The 14265-nt window shown below is 32.2% G+C and carries 11 protein-coding genes; 7 read left to right on the top strand and 4 right to left on the bottom strand.

Annotation, left to right across the window (positions count from 1 at the left end; all coding sequences use genetic code 11):
- The first annotated feature begins 207 nt into the window (after window positions 1–207).
- Window positions 208–2952, top strand: coding sequence for a fibronectin type III domain-containing protein (locus OA93_RS08480; protein ID WP_039112743.1), 2745 nt, complete (start codon window positions 208–210; stop codon window positions 2950–2952).
- A 243-nt stretch (window positions 2953–3195) separates the two neighbouring features.
- Here the strand turns inward: OA93_RS08480 and OA93_RS08475 are convergent, their stop codons facing one another.
- Window positions 3196–5223 (bottom strand): SIR2 family protein, encoded by a 2028-nt coding sequence (locus tag OA93_RS08475; protein ID WP_039112742.1) that lies wholly within the window; start codon window positions 5221–5223, stop codon window positions 3196–3198.
- Between the two features lie 304 nt (window positions 5224–5527).
- On the opposite strand from OA93_RS08475, the gene pyrR reads away from it, so the two are divergent.
- The 6 genes from pyrR to OA93_RS08445 all read left to right on the top strand — a co-directional run bounded on the left by pyrR (window position 5528) and on the right by OA93_RS08445 (window position 10065).
- Window positions 5528–6067, top strand: a complete 540-nt coding sequence (gene pyrR, locus OA93_RS08470; protein WP_035620405.1) for a bifunctional pyr operon transcriptional regulator/uracil phosphoribosyltransferase PyrR — start codon at window positions 5528–5530, stop codon at window positions 6065–6067.
- Between the two features lie 96 nt (window positions 6068–6163).
- Window positions 6164–7090, top strand: coding sequence for an aspartate carbamoyltransferase catalytic subunit (locus OA93_RS08465; RefSeq protein ID WP_039112741.1), 927 nt, complete (start codon window positions 6164–6166; stop codon window positions 7088–7090).
- 73 nt (window positions 7091–7163) lie between these two features.
- Window positions 7164–7496 carry a hypothetical protein gene (locus OA93_RS08460; protein ID WP_039112740.1) on the top strand — a complete coding sequence of 111 codons (333 nt, stop codon included), beginning with the start codon at window positions 7164–7166 and terminating at the stop codon, window positions 7494–7496.
- Between the two features lie 147 nt (window positions 7497–7643).
- Window positions 7644–8549: a ribonuclease Z gene (locus tag OA93_RS08455; protein ID WP_039112739.1), complete on the top strand. Its 906-nt coding sequence runs from the start codon at window positions 7644–7646 to the stop codon at window positions 8547–8549.
- Window positions 8550–8736: 187 nt separating this feature from the next.
- On the top strand, window positions 8737–9381 hold the full coding sequence (gene pdxH / locus OA93_RS08450; RefSeq protein WP_039112738.1) for a pyridoxamine 5'-phosphate oxidase: 645 nt from the start codon (window positions 8737–8739) through the stop codon (window positions 9379–9381).
- A gap of 174 nt (window positions 9382–9555) precedes the next feature.
- Window positions 9556–10065: a CAP domain-containing protein gene (locus tag OA93_RS08445; protein WP_039112737.1), complete on the top strand. Its 510-nt coding sequence runs from the start codon at window positions 9556–9558 to the stop codon at window positions 10063–10065.
- Between the two features lie 386 nt (window positions 10066–10451).
- Here the strand turns inward: OA93_RS08445 and OA93_RS08440 are convergent, their stop codons facing one another.
- The 3 genes from OA93_RS08440 to OA93_RS08430 all read right to left on the bottom strand — a co-directional run.
- Window positions 10452–12386 carry an OmpA family protein gene (locus tag OA93_RS08440; protein WP_039112736.1) on the bottom strand — a complete coding sequence of 645 codons (1935 nt, stop codon included), beginning with the start codon at window positions 12384–12386 and terminating at the stop codon, window positions 10452–10454.
- A gap of 98 nt (window positions 12387–12484) precedes the next feature.
- A complete protein-coding gene (locus OA93_RS08435) occupies window positions 12485–13402 on the bottom strand; it encodes a type IX secretion system membrane protein PorP/SprF (protein ID WP_039112735.1) in 918 nt (305 codons plus the stop codon).
- A 152-nt stretch (window positions 13403–13554) separates the two neighbouring features.
- Window positions 13555–14265 (bottom strand): T9SS C-terminal target domain-containing protein (locus OA93_RS08430; RefSeq protein WP_039112734.1); only part of this gene is annotated, 711 nt, incomplete at its 5' end.

The raw sequence follows: 14265 nt of genomic DNA, 5'->3' as shown, positions 1-14265 counted from the left end.
ACGGATTTTTTTCTTTTTATAATTTTAAGAAATCTGTTTTTATCCGCGTCTTTACTTTAGTAAATCCGTCTCATCTGCGTACCCTTTTTAAGTATTATTAACTTTACAATAAAGAGAAGTAAAGATAAAAGAAGGGTAATGTTGTCTTAAAAGTATTTGCATTTTGGTAGAATACTTTTGCTTCGTCTAACAACGAAACAACAACTCATGAAAAAACTCTACTTACTATTATCCCTTTTAGGAATAGGTTTTACTGCACAAGCACAAAAACTATTTCCTTATTTACAAAATGCAACCCCTACATCTATTTATGTTAACTGGAAAACAGAAAGCAATCCAGAAACTATTGTAGAATACGGAACAACCGAATCTTCCCTTAATGTTACAGTTACAGGTAACACTAATGTTTTTACAGATTCAGGTTACCCAGGGAATTATTTTTACCACAGCGCGAAACTGATGAACCTTTCGCCAAACACAAAATATTACTACCGAATAAAAACTGGTGCAGATGTGTCTACCGTTTATTCCTTTAAAACATTGCCTAATCCTGGGCAAGCAGCTACTGCCGATGGACATATTCGCTTTTTGATTATGGGAGATAATCAGTTAAAAGCTGTACCTCGTTACGATTCATTAGTATCGGCTGCAAAAAGAAAAATAAAACAAAAATGGGGTGCTAAATTGTCTCCAGAAGATAATATTTCGATGACATTTATGGTTGGAGATCAAGTTGACGTAGGAACTTTAGATCATTACGAAAACGTACACTTCAAGAAGAACAGAGGATTATCTGGTAATATACCAATTCAGACTACAGTAGGAAACCATGAAACGTATGGAACACTAGGTATGAATTCGTATTACGATCATTTTTATATCAGTGAGCTTTCCTATAAAGGAATTTCATCAGGAACAGAAAATTATTATGCACAACAAGCAGGTAATGTTTTATTTATCAGTTTAAGTTCAGAACATACAGGAGCTGCACAGTTAACATGGTTACAACAGGTTCTTGCTGCTGCAAATGCTGATAATACCGTAGAGTGGATTTTTTCTCTTAGCCACAGACCATATCAGGCAGAGCAATATGTTGGGGATATCTCTACATGGGTTCGTAATACGGCCGTTCCTTTATTGGTAACATCTCCAAAATATTCTATGCATATTGGAGCACACCATCATTTGTATCACAGAGGACAATTAAAAAACACACCTACCTACAATATTATTTCTGGCGGAACAGCTTGGGATCAATATTGGGGATCATCTACAGAACAAGATTTTGAAGATGTGCAGAAAACAATATGCAATTGGATTTACCAAATTGTAGATATTGATGTTACAAACGGTAAAATGGATATCGAAAGTTATTCTATCGGAAGCGTTGATAAATGGAAAAATAACCAATTAATGGACGAGTTCCATAGGTATAAAAACAAAGTTGCACCAGTAAAGCCAGCAATCACAAATACTTTTGCTGCAAATGTTACTTTACCTTTAACAATATCAGGTTCGGCATATAGTACAACAACGAATGAGTTACTAAACACAAGTCAGTTTTTAATTTCGCAAACGCCAACATTTGATATAATTAAAAAAGAAGTATATCGCGATTTCGAAAATTTATATGGAAAGTATAAAACGCAAAAAGATTCAACTCTTGATATAAATCTGGGTGTAGATATTACCAAGATGGATCTAGCTTCGAACTCGCTTCCTAATGGTAAGTATTATGTGAAATTAAGATATAGAGACCGCAATCTGGAATGGTCTCCTTGGAGCGATACTCAAGCATTTACTGTAACAGGAAGTAATAATGTGAATACAGAGATTGTTACCGATGCGTTAACTTATTCGCAAAATACACCTATTAAAGTTGATTTTACTGATGCACCAGCGAGTACAAAAACTTGGATAGGATTGTATAAAGAGGGGCAAACACCGGGATCATCGACACCATCGCTAACTTGGCAATATACTAATGGTAGCCCAAGCGGATTTATTAATTTCCCAAGCGGATTGGCTAATAAAGGACGTTATTATGCCGTAATATTCTCTAATGGAGGTTATACGGAAATTGCACCACGAAAATATTTTTATGTAGGACCAGTTCCTGTATTAACTACAGATAATACTGAATATTCTGTAGGAACACCAATAGTTGTTAATTATACTAATGGACCACAATTGGCAAAAGATTGGATTGGTATATACAGAATGGGAGTAAATCCAGGATCAGGTGTTACGTCTACAAGTTGGCAATATGTTACCACAGTTGCAGACACGAAATCATTTAACAACTTACCAAAAGGATATTATTATGCAGAATACTATTTGCAGGATAGTTTTAATGCTATCGGAAATAAAGTATTCTTTAAAGTGGGTGCTGTGGTTACCGAATTATGGATTAATAAACCTGTATATGATCTTGGCGAACAAATTACAGCTTCATGGACAGATGCTCCAGGAATTGTAAAAGATTGGTTGGGGATTTACCATGAAGGCGATAATCCTAACGAAAAGCCATTGGTGAGTTATACTTATTTTGAAGGACTTTCGGAAGGAACTAAAGCCATTGCTACCACAGAGTTACCTACCGAAAAAGGAAATTACTTTTTGGTAATGTTTACCAATGATTCTTATAACGAAGTATCAAACAGAGTTTCTTTTGAAGTAATTGATAGTTCTCTAGGTAACGACGAGTTTAAAATTGATAATGGATTAAAAGTATATCCAAATCCTACTAATAGTAGTGCGGAAACTTTTATTCAGTCGGAATATCCTATTGATGAAATTGAAATTTATAATATGGAAGGAAAATTATTATACGCTACAAAAAATGTAAACAACAATAAGTTCTCTCTTATAAACCAAGATTTACCAAAAGGAGTTTATATCCTAAAAATACATTCTCGTAAATTGTTTACAGCGAAGTTAATTGTGAAATAGTAAAACAAGAATATTTAAATAGCAAAGAGGCTGTCCGAAAAGTAATTTTTGGATAGCCTCTTTTTTTAGAAGTTTAAAAAAAGTGATAAATAATTGCTCCAAAGGAGTTCATATTTATATCAAATATGCAGGTTCTAGAGATTAAGCTACAGCGTAGCGATGTTTTTGTTTTTCTTTCAGATTGTTAAATATGTCACCGAGATCGGGTGTAAAGAATTTCTGTGCAATGGACAATGTCGGTTATTATGCTTCGTAGTTAGAAATAATTCGTTGAAAATCTCTATTATTCTTGAGTAAATCCCAGTCAGTATCCTGCTTAACATGTTCTAAAGGTATTTCTTTATTTTTTAAACTTTTTTCAAGAAGTGCAAATGAATTTAGTTTATCATTTAAAAGAGCATAAATACAAGCTAGGTTATAGCTTTTGCCACCTAAATTTACAGCTGTGTTTAATAGTTTAAGGCTGTCGTCAAGAAGTTCGGGTTTATTCTTTAGTTTTGCATATTCTGCCAAAATAGTGCCCCATTTTTCTAGTATTTCATAATTTCCGGGGCTTATTTCATGAGCAATTTTAAATTTTTCAAAAGCTTCGTCAAATAATCCAATATCATCATCTTTCTTCGCAAACATGAAGAGTGCAGAGCCCCAATTTGAAAATATTATTCCGTTTGTCGAATTTAGATTAGCAGCCTTTTTATATTTTTCTATACTTTCTATATAGAATGTTTTATCATCTATAAGGCTGCCTAGTTCATGCAAAGTATCAGCCCAAATAAGAAAAAAATCTGTACTGCATCCATTTCGTTCAAATGCAAGTTTGAATTTTTCAATACTCTCAAAATACAATTTTTCGTCTTTTTCAGCTTTAGCTATTGAACGAAGTATATATGCCCAATTTTCATAAGATGCTGCTTGGAAATCGTTAAGCTGAATTGCTTTTTTGCATTTTAAGATTGCATCTTTGTAGTGAAGTTGATTATTGTCAATGTTTGCATAATCATACAATGTAGCTGCCCAGTTATTAAATGTAGAATAATTGGAGGGGTCCAATTTCGATGCTTTATTGAATTTTTTAAAACTTTCTTTGAATAAAACTTTATCATTTTTTGACAATGCTTTTCTTGATATTTCAGTAGCCCAAGTAAGATAATATTCTGCTAATAATTTATTAATTGCTGGATCTTTTAGAGGTGCTAATTTTTTCTCAATGCTATCAATTTTTGTTTGATTAAATTTTTTATTAATTATTTGATCTATGACTTCTTTCTGAAGAAGATTTTTATCTATATTTTCTTTTAAAAATTTATCTTCGACCATTTCGCCTTTTTCAAATTGTTGAATTGCTAATTGAACATCTTTTTTTACGATTTCAAGCCTTTCTTTTACCCCTTTAAAATGCTCTTTATCTTCTATATCAACTATATTTTCTAAGGTTTGACTCAGAGATGTAAAAGGTGTATCTATTATTGAAGGCTGTGGTAGTTTTAATTCACTATTAAGTTGTAGCATAAATGAATCTGAATCGTAACCTTTTAGTAAGAATGCATTTGTGTTTTCTTTTTCAAGTAAATTTACACATACTTGATCACATGGATTATTTTGATTATAGGAAATCCAATAAAGACCGTTATCAAATCGTCCCAGTTTAGTTATATGTTGAAAAATGGGGTCTTCTCCACTGTAACCTAAAAATATCCATGCTCTCTGATTTTTAATACTACTTAATATGGGAGGAATCATTTCATTAACTTTTGCCATTTCTTCTTTTGTATTTAGTAGCCATAGCCCATGGTGTTGACCATGTAAGTAAACAACAGATTTTTCTTTAAAACCTGTTGTTGTTAAGTCTTTTAAAATTGCCATGTCATAAGTTGGCGGAAATTCATTGAATAAAGCTAATGCTCGCAGCATTAGATTATCAAAATTCACAGTAAGAACATAATCAATGTATCCGTTGATAATTAACTGTGCTAAATAAATGTGAGTAACATTGATCTTTGCTTCTTCTATGTATTGTTTTAAAAGTTTATTTCTTTCAAAAGGAGTAAGACAAGACATTAAAATAGGATATGTTTTCTCACTTTCTTCAAGACTTCTGATATTTGGTTTATCTGCATATTTAATTAAAATATCTTCTGTTATTTCAGATGCAAGTGGAACACCTCCAGATTTTGAAGCTCCAGCTCCTAAAAAAACTATTGGTTTTGGAAGTCCTTCTTGTTTAGCTTGATTTATAAGGTATGCTAAATCTTCTATTGTAGCTGTATTCATAGGTTTTAAGGCTGTCTTTGTAAAATTAAATCTGTTTGTATTAATCTGACAAAGTCTCCTTTTAGAGATGATCTTTTCAGAAATGTTAAATATTTAAGATGTAGCTAAAATATAATTTAAAACTATAATCACCTACAAATAGTAAGATTTTATTCTATAAAATAAAAGAATAAAATCGACTAATAACTCCACTCCCGAACCTCCCAAATCTCCATCAAATCAAAAAAAAATATTTCCCACCTGAACACCCCAACAAATAAAATCTGATTTTGTATATTTGCCCAACCAAACACTACACTTTACTATGAGTCAAAAAGTATTACTTAATTCAAAAGAAGTTACTATCATATTACATCGTTTGGCCTGTCAATTGATAGAAAAGCATCTTGATTTTTCAGACACGATTTTGGTAGGAATTCAACCTAGAGGTGTTTACTTGGCAGAGCGACTGAAAGAATTACTAGAAAAAGAATATAAAACGCCTGAGATTACATTAGGCTATTTAGACATTACTTTTTTTAGAGATGATTTCCGAAGAACAGATAAACCTCTTGAAGCTAATAAAACCCAAATCAATTTTATTGTAGAGAATAAAAAAGTCATTTTTATAGATGACGTATTATTCACAGGACGAAGTATTCGATCAGCATTAACTGCTATTCAATCCTTTGGCCGACCAGCAGAAATTGAATTATTGGTATTAATCGACAGGCGTTTTAGCCGACATTTACCAATACAACCTGATTATCGCGGCAGACAGGTGGATGCTATCAATAATGAGAAAGTGATTGTGAGTTGGAAAGAGAATGATGGCGAAGATGTCGTTTACTTAGTGACAAATTAGTTTAATCGGTTAACCGGTTAATTGTTTAATCGGTAGAAAACGATTAAACAGTTTAGCAAAAAACCATTAAACAAATAAAACAATTAAACATAAAAGATGAAAGAATTAAGCGTAAATCATTTGTTAGGAATAAAATACATCAATGAGAATGATATTAACCTAATTTTTGAAACAGCCGACCATTTTAAAGAAGTCATTAACCGACCAATTAAAAAAGTTCCTTCGTTGCGAGATATTACTATTGCCAATATATTTTTTGAAAATAGTACCAGAACAAAACTTTCATTCGAATTAGCACAAAAAAGATTATCGGCCGACGTTATTAGTTTTTCGGCAGCACAATCATCGGTTAAAAAAGGAGAAACACTTATCGATACGGTAAATAATATTCTTTCGATGAAAGTGGATATGGTCGTAATGCGTCATGCCAATCCTGGAGCAGCTTACTTTTTATCCAAGAATGTAAAAGCAAGTATTGTAAACGCAGGAGATGGAGCACATGAACACCCAACACAAGCATTACTAGATAGTTATTCTATTAGAGAAAGACTAGGAGATGTAGCAGGAAAGAAAGTTGTAATTGTAGGTGATATTCTACACTCAAGAGTTGCTTTATCTAACATATATGCTTTGAAAATGCAAGGTGCCGAAGTAAAAGTTTGTGGTCCAAAAACATTAATTCCTAGATATATTGAATCATTAGGAGTTACTGTAGAACCTAATTTACGCAAAGCATTAGAATGGTGTGATGTAGCAAATATGTTACGTGTGCAGAACGAAAGAATGGATGTGAACTTTTTCCCTTCTACAAGAGAATATTCACAACAATATGGTGTAGATAAAGCGTTATTAGATTCTTTGAACAAAGAAATTGTAATCATGCATCCCGGACCAATAAACAGGGGAGTAGAGATAACATCTGAAGTAGCCGACTCAGAACATTCGGTTATTTTAAATCAAGTCGAAAATGGAGTAGCTGTTCGTATGGCGGTTATTTATCTTTTGGCTTCAAAAATCCAATAAATTCCAAAAAGAAACTACCTTCGTTGTTCCAAAGAGGTATTTAGGGATTAATGAATGTAAAGCAAGAGAAAAAATGAAAGTAGATCAAAAAGGACATACAACAATAATTAAAGATACTCAGGGAGATTTTACTTCTTTTCTGGAGAAAATAACACAGCAGTTTAAAACCTTCGGAAATCACAATATTATTATCGATTTATTAGCACATAAAGATTTAACCATAAACGATATCAAATTATTATTACCTCTTTCTAAACAACAAAAAAAAGCCAAAAAATCTTTTGCTATTGTTGTTTCTGATATAGATTTTAATGCCGTTCCAGATGCATTAATTGTTGTTCCTTCAGTTTTAGAGGCGCATGATATTATTGAAATGGACGAAATAGAAAGAGATTTAGGATTTTAAATACTGAACGAATCTTAAAATTTTAGATATATATATTAATATAAAATATGGGTTAATTGTTTATTTGTTTAACTGTTTAGTCGATTTATTTTGATGTTTTATTCTTGAACGATTAAACGATTTTACCCAATAAACAAATAAACAAAATTGAAGTTAACAATATTAGGCTGTTATGCCGCAACTCCAAGAACTTTTACTAATCCTACTTCGCAGGTATTAGAAATAAAAAATAGATTGTTTCTTATCGATTGTGGTGAAGGAACTCAGGTACAATTGCGTAAAAACAAGATAAAATTCTCTAAGATTAATCACGTTTTTATTTCGCATTTACATGGAGATCATTTCTTTGGACTCATCGGATTAATATCTACTTTTAGCCTTTTAGGACGTACTACTGATTTGCATATTCATGGTCCGAAAGGAATTAAAGAAATCATCTTACTACAACTGAAATTATCGAGTTCATGGACAAACTATGGTTTGTTCTTTCATGAATTAGTGTCTGATAAAAGCGAAGTTGTTTTTGAAGATCAAAAAGTTATTGTAACCACAATACCTTTAAATCATCGGGTTTATACGAATGGGTTTTTGTTTCAGGAGAAAAAAGATCCGCGTAAACTGGATGTAGATGCTGTTCAGCATTATAATATAGATACTTGTTATTATCAGAAAATCAAGAATGGTGGAGATATAAAGTTGGATGATGGTACTATTATCGCCAATGAAAAATTATCATTTGACCCTTTGCCACCTAAGAGTTATGCATTTTGTTCTGATACTGTATATCATGAAGCCGTAATTCCTATTATAAATAATGTAGATGTTTTGTATCATGAAAGCACCTTCTTGCAATCGGAAGAGGCTTTGGCTTCAAAAACATTACATTCAACAGCCAAAGAAGCTGCTACAATTGCTTTAAAAGCCAATGCTAAACATTTGGTTCTGGGGCATTATTCTACCAGATACGAAAGTATCGAATTGTTTAGAGAAGAAGCAGAAACTATCTTTCCTAATGTATTATTAGGAGATGATGGAAAGAGTTTTGAATTTTAGAGCTATTGCTGAAGGAATTAAGCTCTAAGCTTTAGGCAATCTAATTAATGAGATTAATAATTCTAAGAAGTCTAAAAGGTCTAGTAATCTAAGAAAGTCTAAGTAGTCTAACAATCTAAGAAAGTCTAAGATATCTAATAATCTAAGTAGTCTAAAAGGTCTAACAATCTAACTAATCTAAAAAAAAATGAATGATCTAAGTAATTATAGAAAATCCTACGAGAAAAGTGAATTGCTGGAAAGTAATATTCCAGAAGATCCTATTAATCTTTTTAATAGATGGTTTCATGAAGTAGAAGACTTTGGAGGAGTCGATGAGGTAAATGCAATGACAGTGTCGACAATAGGATTGGATGGCTTTCCTAAATCGAGAGTTGTTTTATTGAAGAAATTCTCTGAAGAAGGTTTTATTTTTTATACCAATTATAATTCTGAAAAAGGAAAAGCAATACAGAATAATCCACATGTTTGTTTGTCTTTCTTTTGGCCAAGCTCAGAACGCCAGGTTATTATAAAAGGAATAGCAGCTAAAACATCTGAGTCGGTTTCTGATGGTTATTTCGATTCAAGACCTGACGGAAGTAAGTTAGGAGCAATTGTGTCTCATCAAAGTGAAGTTATTCCATCAAGAACATTTCTAGAAGGTAACTTAAAAGAACTAGAGAAAGAATTTGAAGGAAAACCTATTCCCAGACCTAAACATTGGGGAGGTTTTCTTGTTACTCCTGTTGAGGTTGAATTTTGGCAAGGAAGACCAAATCGTTTGCATGATAGAATTAGATATGTTGCTCAAGAGGATTACTCTTGGAAGATTGAACGACTTTCGTCTTAAAAGTAGGAAAAATACATTATAAATAATTTTTATGATGTAGTTCGTCGATTTTTTTTGGTAGTTTAACGATAAAATATGTAGATTTAACTAATAATTAAAAAGAAGCATAATTTATTTAATACAATTTAAAGAGTTTGCCCCACAATCTACTTTAAGCTTAAACTACTAATATTTATGAAATTGAGAATTCATTTTTTATCGCTTTTGGTAATAGCGCTTACCTTGAATTCTTGTGCATCTGATTCGGTTGACTCAGTTTCAAACCCAGAATCAGGTGTTTCTTCTGAACTTGTTACCGACTATACTTATAGTCAATCAGAGCTTGAAACAATGCAACTTATAAATGATTATAGAGTTAGTGTTGGATTAAATGCTTTAAAAACAATAAATCACGTTTCTTTTAAATCTGAACAGCATGATGATTACATGATTGCTCATGATGTAGTAAATCATGATGGTTTTGTAGATCGTTCAGAAAACATTATTAAAGTACTAGGAGCTAAAAAAGTAGGTGAGAATGTTGCCTATAATTATAATACACCACAAGCAGTATTAAAAGCGTGGTTAGAAAGCGAAGGACATAAACAAAATATCGTAGGTGACTATACGCATTTTGGTATAGCAATAAAACAAGATCCAGAAAACGGAAGAAAATATTACACAAATATTTTCGCAAAAATATAATTGAATCTATTTTTTTTTACAGAAGAAAATGGAAGTAAAAAGACCCTTTTTATGTTACTGGTTTATTTAAGTTGAGGTTAATAGCCGTTATTTTAATTAATAACGGCTATTTAATTTGTAGTGGTAAAAAGCTGTCTTTATAGACAGCTTTTTTTATGTTCGAAAGTTTAGTAATTAGGCGAAAAAATTACCGCAAAGGTCGCAAAGGATTGCACAAACTTATTTTAGATTGTCGAGCTACTCGCGGAGATTCTTCCTGCGTCAGAAAGACAAGTTTGTAGAGAAACAATACTTGTTTATACAAAAAACCAGTGAAGTTGATTTCACTGGTTTAGGTTTAATACATAACTAACAATTTTTTATTAAAACTATACTTTGATTTATTGTTATAAAGCCGAAATTATAAATTCGCTTCGTCTGTTCATTTGATGCTCAGCTTCGGTACATTTTACTCCATCAGAACAACCATTTACAAGTTGGGTTTCTCCATAACCTTTTCCGGTTAATCTGTTTGGAGCAACACCGTTTTGAATCAACCATTTTATAGTCGATTTTGCTCTTCTGTCAGATAATGCTTCATTGTATTTGTGGGAAGCTCTACTATCGGTATGAGAACGAATATCTAATTTCATTTTTGGATATTGGTTCATTACATCTAGTATTTTTTCTAAATCTAAGGCTGCTTCTCTGCGAATATTAGATTTATCTAAATCGAAATAAATCATTTTGATACCAAAACATTTTCCTAAATCATCACCAATTGTTACCACACAATCTGATTTTTCCAGCGCTATAGGTAAGTTTGTTCTTCCGTTTTCTTTAAGGATAGTAACACTTTGTTCCTTGGTTGTATATTTTTCTTTTTCGGCTCTTACATTATATACTAATCCGCATTCTACTGGGAAAGTATAATTTCCGTTTTGATCAGAATAGCCTGTTGCAATTACCTTAAAGGCGCTAGAATATAAAGTCAGTTTTGTGTTTGGTAATACAGCTCCAGTTGCTAAATCGGTAATGGTACCGTATAATTCCTGAACACATGCAAGTTTTCTTGTTTCAAGAAATTTATAGATATCATCAGATCCTTGTCCGCCATCTTTGTTAGATGTAAAAAAGCCTCTACGTGATTTAGTATCGATTAAATAAGCAAAATCATCTTTAGGAGAATTAATATCAGAACCTAGGTTTTGGATATTGCTCACGCCACTATCATCAAGTTTTCCAACAAATACATCTAATCCTCCAAGTCCGGGATGACCATCCGAAGCAAAATAAATTTCATTCTCGTCTGTTATAAATGGGAACGTTTCTTTTCCTTCGGTATTTATTCCAGGACCTAAATTTACAGGAGAGCTAAATCCTCCGTTATTATTAATGCTTACTTTATAAATGTCCGATTGTCCAAATGTTCCCGGCATATCCGATGCAAAGTATAATGTTTTTTCGTCAGGGCTAAGTGCTGGATGTGCCGTACTATAATTATTGCTATTAAAAGGGACTTCCATTATGTTAGTCCATTTGTCATTTTCTAGTGTAGCTTTGTATATTTTTATTAAGGTTATTTTGTTTTCATCTTTTCCCTTTTTTCCATCAATGTAATTGTTTCTTGTAAAATAAACAGTTTTTCCATCTTTTGTGAAAACAGGAGTTGACTCATGAAATTTAGAATTTATTTTAGACTTGAATTTTTTGGGTGCATTTGGATTAAAATCTTGATCTATATCTGACTGATATAGATTAGTGAAATGCTCGCCAGTCCATTTGTGTTTACGTTGTCCTAAACCACCAGTATCTCTTGCCGAAGTAAATACTATTTTGTTTTGATAAAAAGTAGTTCCGTAATCAGAGTACTTACTATTTATTCCTGCATCCTCAATATTATAGCGTCCAGAGTTGGCTTTAATTTGGTCAAGATAATTTTTGTCGCTTTCATAGAGTTTACCACGAGTATCCTTTTTTGATTTCTGATTAAATAAATCAAGCATTTGGTTGGCTTTGGTATTATCTCCAGTAGATTTTAATGATTGCGCATATCGATAATAATACTCAGGTTCTACCTCGGTATTCATGGCAAATAACTCACCATACCATTTTGCAGCCTTATCAAATTCAGAGTTAAAGTAATAGGAGTTGCCTAGTTTCTTAAACATATCTTCTGATTTGTATCCTTTTTCGGCTACACGTTCATAAGTCTTAATGGCATCTATATAGGCATAGTTGTCGTATTTTTTATCTCCAGAGGCAATCTTGCTCTGTTGTGAATAACTGTTTAAGGAAAAAACACTTACTATTGTTATGTAAAGGATTGTAAAATTTTTCATGTTGATCTATTTATTTGTTTTTTAAAGGAACATGGTATCGCCATTCTTCTTTATTATTGGCTATTTTGGAATCATTGCCGATTTCATAATAAATATTTTTAGAAGAAACGAGGGGTTGTCATTTTACCATTGTTTTTGATAAATTCATAGCGTAAGAATATTTCATGTGAGCCAGAATTATAATTGTTTAAGTTGGTGGTCTCACGGTCATAGCCATATCCTATATATAATCCATCGCTAACCTGAAAACCTACCATCGCACTTAATGAGGCGCTCCATCTGTAAGCTACTCCAACTACAAATTTGTTGACAAACATAAAATTGGCCGAAACATCTACTTGTAGTGGTGCACCTTCTACCATTTTAGTTAATAAAGCAGGTTTAAACTTAATGTCTTGGTAATAATCCAAATCAAATACGTATCCTGCCATCAAATAATAATTTATCTTATCCTTGTATATTACAATATCATTATCATTATAACGATTGGTTTCGATGAAGTTTGGTACTGATAAACCTATGTATGCTTTATCTGAATGAAGATATATTCCGGCTCCGATATTTGGTTTAAAGACATTATCTAAATTCTGAAATTGTGGATCGCCTTGATCAGCTGGATTTAATTTATTGACATCTAAATTGAATAAATTACCTGTGGCTTTAATACCAAAAGATAGTTTATAGTTTGGTGAAGTAGGTATAGTGTAGGAAAGGTCTACAGAAAAAGTATTTTCATTTGTAGGTCCAATTTTGTCATTAACCAATGATACTCCTAATCCTAGATTACTGTTATTTATTGGGGTATTTACCGAGAAACTACTAGTTTCTGGGGCGCCATCAAGTCCGACCCATTGCGTACGGTATAAACCAAAAATACTTAGAGCTCCTCGTGACCCTGCATAAGCGGGGTTGATATTTATGGTGTTGTACATATATTGTGTAAATTGAGCATCTTGCTGTGCGTAACTTACTATAGCTGTAAACATCAAAACGAAAGAAAATAATTTTGTTCTCATAGTAGATATTTATTATTTTATTATTGCATTGGTTCTTTTTTGTTAATGATAAAAAAGTAGTAATACCTTCGTGTATCAAAAAAAGACTTGTTTTTATTAAAACACTTCACTGATAACAGAGCTGTTATATTATCAGTGAGTTGTGTTCTTTGTTATTTTGTTAGATATAAGAAGCCATCTTTTTTATTCGTCTGAATTGCACCGTTTCCATCTATAGAAGTGTAATTTAGAATATAAAAGTAAGTTCCTGAAGGAAGACCGTCTGATTGTTTTACGGTTGTTCTTCCTCTTGAAATACCGTCAAAAGCATTTGTTGTGTTGTTATAATTTCTAGTTTCAAATACTAGTACTCCCCAACGGTTGTATATTTCGACAGTATTATCTGGATAACATACTGTATCTTCTATATTGTCGATAACAAATTTATCATTGAAGCTATCGCCATTAGGAGAGAATGCATTGTGCACCAGTATTGTTCCGCATGCTAATACTTTACAATCATCATTGATAGAAAGGTTTACAAATAAACTTCTTGGACAAACTTCATCTTGTATTTGGTATTCAAATAAATAGTTACCAACAGGAAGTCCAAAAGAAGTAACAATGTTACCGTTTATAGCATGAGAATTATCAGTATCTATCCAGGTACCAACCGCAGTTGTGCTTCTAGGTAATAAATTAAATAAGTTAACCGTAGATGAATCTGCATTACAAGCTTCACTATTAAAAGTTGCAGTTGGTATAACATCATTTTTAACCGTAATTGTTTGTACCAATATGGTTTTATTACCAGCACAATCAGATAAAGTATAGGTTCTGGTTAAGATGTATGGACTACCTCCACAACCAGTACCACCGTTATC

The sequence above is a fragment of the Flavobacterium sp. KMS genome (genome assembly GCF_000813005.1).
Taxonomy (GTDB): Bacteria; Bacteroidota; Bacteroidia; order Flavobacteriales; family Flavobacteriaceae; genus Flavobacterium.
Note: the sequence above shows the minus strand (reverse complement) of the source record. Positions and strands in the feature narration are given on the sequence as shown.

What these genes read in the sequence shown, in the direction of transcription:
- OA93_RS08480 (WP_039112743.1), top strand. Translation starts at nt 208, where the DNA reads ATGAAAAAACTCTACTTACTATTATCCCTTTTAGGAATAGGTTTTACT.
- OA93_RS08475 (WP_039112742.1), bottom strand. Translation starts at nt 5,223, where the DNA reads ATGAATACAGCTACAATAGAAGATTTAGCATACCTTATAAATCAAGCT.
- pyrR (WP_035620405.1), top strand. Translation starts at nt 5,528, where the DNA reads ATGAGTCAAAAAGTATTACTTAATTCAAAAGAAGTTACTATCATATTA.
- OA93_RS08465 (WP_039112741.1), top strand. Translation starts at nt 6,164, where the DNA reads ATGAAAGAATTAAGCGTAAATCATTTGTTAGGAATAAAATACATCAAT.
- OA93_RS08460 (WP_039112740.1), top strand. Translation starts at nt 7,164, where the DNA reads ATGAAAGTAGATCAAAAAGGACATACAACAATAATTAAAGATACTCAG.
- pdxH (WP_039112738.1), top strand. Translation starts at nt 8,737, where the DNA reads ATGAATGATCTAAGTAATTATAGAAAATCCTACGAGAAAAGTGAATTG.
- OA93_RS08445 (WP_039112737.1), top strand. Translation starts at nt 9,556, where the DNA reads ATGAAATTGAGAATTCATTTTTTATCGCTTTTGGTAATAGCGCTTACC.
- OA93_RS08440 (WP_039112736.1), bottom strand. Translation starts at nt 12,386, where the DNA reads ATGAAAAATTTTACAATCCTTTACATAACAATAGTAAGTGTTTTTTCC.
- OA93_RS08435 (WP_039112735.1), bottom strand. Translation starts at nt 13,402, where the DNA reads ATGAGAACAAAATTATTTTCTTTCGTTTTGATGTTTACAGCTATAGTA.